This window comes from Xenorhabdus littoralis (genome assembly GCF_033949345.1).
Classification (GTDB): domain Bacteria; phylum Pseudomonadota; class Gammaproteobacteria; order Enterobacterales; family Enterobacteriaceae; genus Xenorhabdus; species Xenorhabdus littoralis.
Genome location: NZ_VCDP01000160.1, coordinates 1 through 2,480 on the forward strand (window position 1 = coordinate 1; position 2,480 = coordinate 2,480).

The following is a 2,480-nucleotide window of genomic DNA, read 5'->3' on the forward strand; positions in this document are numbered from 1 at the left end:
GGTATTGCCAAGCGAACGGTACAAAATGAGATGTCCGCACTGCGTAGTATCTTCCGCATGGCAGGCAGGGAGAAACTGAAAACTTCTCCGCGTTTGAGTAATCAGGCATTAGGATTAAGCAGAGCCAGTCGCGCGGGAACAAAGCAGGCGATCCCGGATGTCACGTTTCAGGCTGTTTATCAGAAGGCACTCGAACGGGATGCTGGATTTGCGGCCACACTGAAACTTGCCCGATTGATGGGGCTGCGTTCTCAGGAAGCGGTGCAGTGTAGTGCTTCATTAAAAAGCTGGCAAAAACAATTAGAACAACCAGAGCCAAAATTGCATGTTGTTTTTGGTACAAAAGGTGGCCGACCAAGGCAAACCCGTGTATTGGATGTTGTGGCGGTGAAAGAAGCTGTAGAACAGGCCATTGCTGTGGCTGAGCAGAGAGGTGGCAGATTGATTGATAAGCCAGATCTCAGGCAGGCCATGAACTACTGGCGAACTCATACCACAAATATTGGTTTAAAAGGTTGCCACTCTCCTCACAGTTTACGTTATGCGTGGGCGCAGGATGCATTGAGTTTTTACCAGCAGAATGGTTTTAGTCATCAGGAGGCAAGGGCATTGGTTTCAATGGATTTGGGGCACGGTGACGGTCGCGGGCGTTATGTTGAGCGGGTTTATAGTCGTTCAACTTAGCGGTTCAGTTATTGAGTTAGATAAAACAATCAGTTAAAGTAACTCCGCCATTGGCACAATCCAATGGTCAAGGTTTAGCAGCCTTGTGCGCTTATACACTGGTAAGAAGTTTTACCAGTGTGCCTGCATTCGCCCTTTCAATGGTGGTTCAGGCAGGGGAGGCTTCGGCCTCGCCGGAGTAAGCGCCGGTCTGCTAACCCTGCCTTGAATCACCACCATCAATGATTAATTAATGGAAAGGGGTAACAGGAATGAATAGTGTTAGAAATGACTGGCATCAGGCCGATATTATTGCTGCATTACGTAAGCGTGGTACTACCTTAGCGGCTGTTTCCCGTGAAGCAGGATTAAGTTCATCAACATTAGCCAATACTCTCAGTAGGCCTTGGCCAAAAGGTGAATGGATAATTGCGAATTATCTCGGAATACATCCTTCAGAAATCTGGCCTAGTCGTTATTTTGATTCATATGATGGTCAGCCTATTGAGCGTAAGGCTCGCAAAGTATCTATTGAATAGTTTGGTTTCAATGAAATAAGCCATGAGGATAAATAATATTTATAGTTGTTAATTTTATACTCATGGTAATATATTTTCACTAGGTTATTTCCCTATAAGTAAATTATAACGGAGTATATTTTGAAACGTTGCTGTCATTGTCAAAGATCACTGGAATTTTCAAAAATAAAGCGAGATATAAAAAATTACGCGAGAAATATGAATCAATGGTGGAAAAAATTACAACATTATTCTATTGCTGAATGGTCATTGCTAGTTGGTATAGGATGTTGGGGAATACCCAATCAAACAGCTCAAATGATTGCTTTCTTACTTAGTTTGATGTTCTTCTTTGATAAACTTGTTTCCATAAATCATAAATCTAGTTTTACGAAAATGGAAAAACGTATAATAAAAAAATAAAAATTTCAAATCTATCGTATCATGAAAGAACTGTTTTATTTGGAAAGTTAGATAATGTAAGGCGATTTAGAAGCATTTGGAATTCTTGGTATATATTTAAGAAAAACTGGAAGTTTATGGCGGGGTATACTTTTCTTTTTGCTTCATTTCTTTTTCAACTTCGGGCTAGTTATTTTGGTTAGCACTTGGATTTGCTTAATAAGTGCAAGTAATATTATCTTGTCGGATTGTTATATTTATTCTGGAGTATATGAGATTATAAAATGAGTGACTATTTTTACTTAAATCTTGAGCTGTTATCTAAAGAATTAGATGATCTCTATACTAAAGAACACTTAGATGAAAATAATTACTATTTTAAAAGTAAAGAAACTAGAATTGTACATTTGATTGTGGAGGCTAAAAATTCCAGAGAAATTGAATTTATTGATAAAGCATTGCTATTTCTTTTTGAAAATACAGGTTGTCATGAGGATCTTAAAGTTTTAAATGAAATAATTAAACCATTGTTTGAGGCTAAAATCCTTAATAATGAATCTTTAGATAAATATTTGACTGAGTATTCACCGTTATCTCGGTGGCTGTAATCTGATCATAATGAAATTTGGGTGAGCTACCATTTTAATAAAATAACAGATAGACCGCCTTGAAACCATCATTTCATTTTTGACAACATTGGTTTTATTGATGATATTTTTGCAATAAAAACTCTGCCCTCCACAGTGTTAACCAGATAGAAATCAGGCAAACAGAGACAAAATAATGTGGGGGTATTATAGGGGGTATGATAGAAAATTGAACAAAATAAAATAATTTTAAAACAATAAGTTAATTGTTTTTATCGAATCCTGTAGGGGTATTCAACGGGAGAAAGAC

At 37.7% G+C, this 2,480-nt stretch carries 5 protein-coding genes; all 5 read left to right on the forward strand.

The genetic code is table 11. The features are described from left to right. Positions 1 to 684: integrase domain-containing protein (locus tag FE394_RS18870; RefSeq protein WP_319927862.1), on the forward strand; the 684-nt coding region annotated here is incomplete at its 5' end. Between the two features lie 50 nt (positions 685 to 734). After that, on the forward strand, positions 735 to 866 hold the full coding sequence (locus FE394_RS18875) for a hypothetical protein (protein ID WP_319927863.1): 132 nt from the start codon (positions 735 to 737) through the stop codon (positions 864 to 866). A gap of 69 nt (positions 867 to 935) precedes the next feature. After that, on the forward strand, positions 936 to 1,202 hold the full coding sequence (locus FE394_RS18880; RefSeq protein ID WP_319927864.1) for a helix-turn-helix domain-containing protein: 267 nt from the start codon (positions 936 to 938) through the stop codon (positions 1,200 to 1,202). 198 nt (positions 1,203 to 1,400) lie between these two features. Beyond that, positions 1,401 to 1,604 carry a hypothetical protein gene (locus FE394_RS18885; RefSeq protein WP_319927865.1) on the forward strand — a complete coding sequence of 68 codons (204 nt, stop codon included), beginning with the start codon at positions 1,401 to 1,403 and terminating at the stop codon, positions 1,602 to 1,604. Between the two features lie 263 nt (positions 1,605 to 1,867). Beyond that, complete coding sequence (locus tag FE394_RS18890; protein WP_319927866.1) at positions 1,868 to 2,191, forward strand: hypothetical protein; 324 nt, start codon at positions 1,868 to 1,870, stop codon at positions 2,189 to 2,191. Positions 2,192 to 2,480: the final 289 nt, after the last annotated feature.

Coding starts and splice junctions, on each gene's coding strand:
- FE394_RS18880 (WP_319927864.1), top strand. CDS start 936: ATGAATAGTGTTAGAAATGACTGGCATCAGGCCGATATTATTGCTGCA.
- FE394_RS18885 (WP_319927865.1), top strand. CDS start 1,401: ATGAATCAATGGTGGAAAAAATTACAACATTATTCTATTGCTGAATGG.
- FE394_RS18890 (WP_319927866.1), top strand. CDS start 1,868: ATGAGTGACTATTTTTACTTAAATCTTGAGCTGTTATCTAAAGAATTA.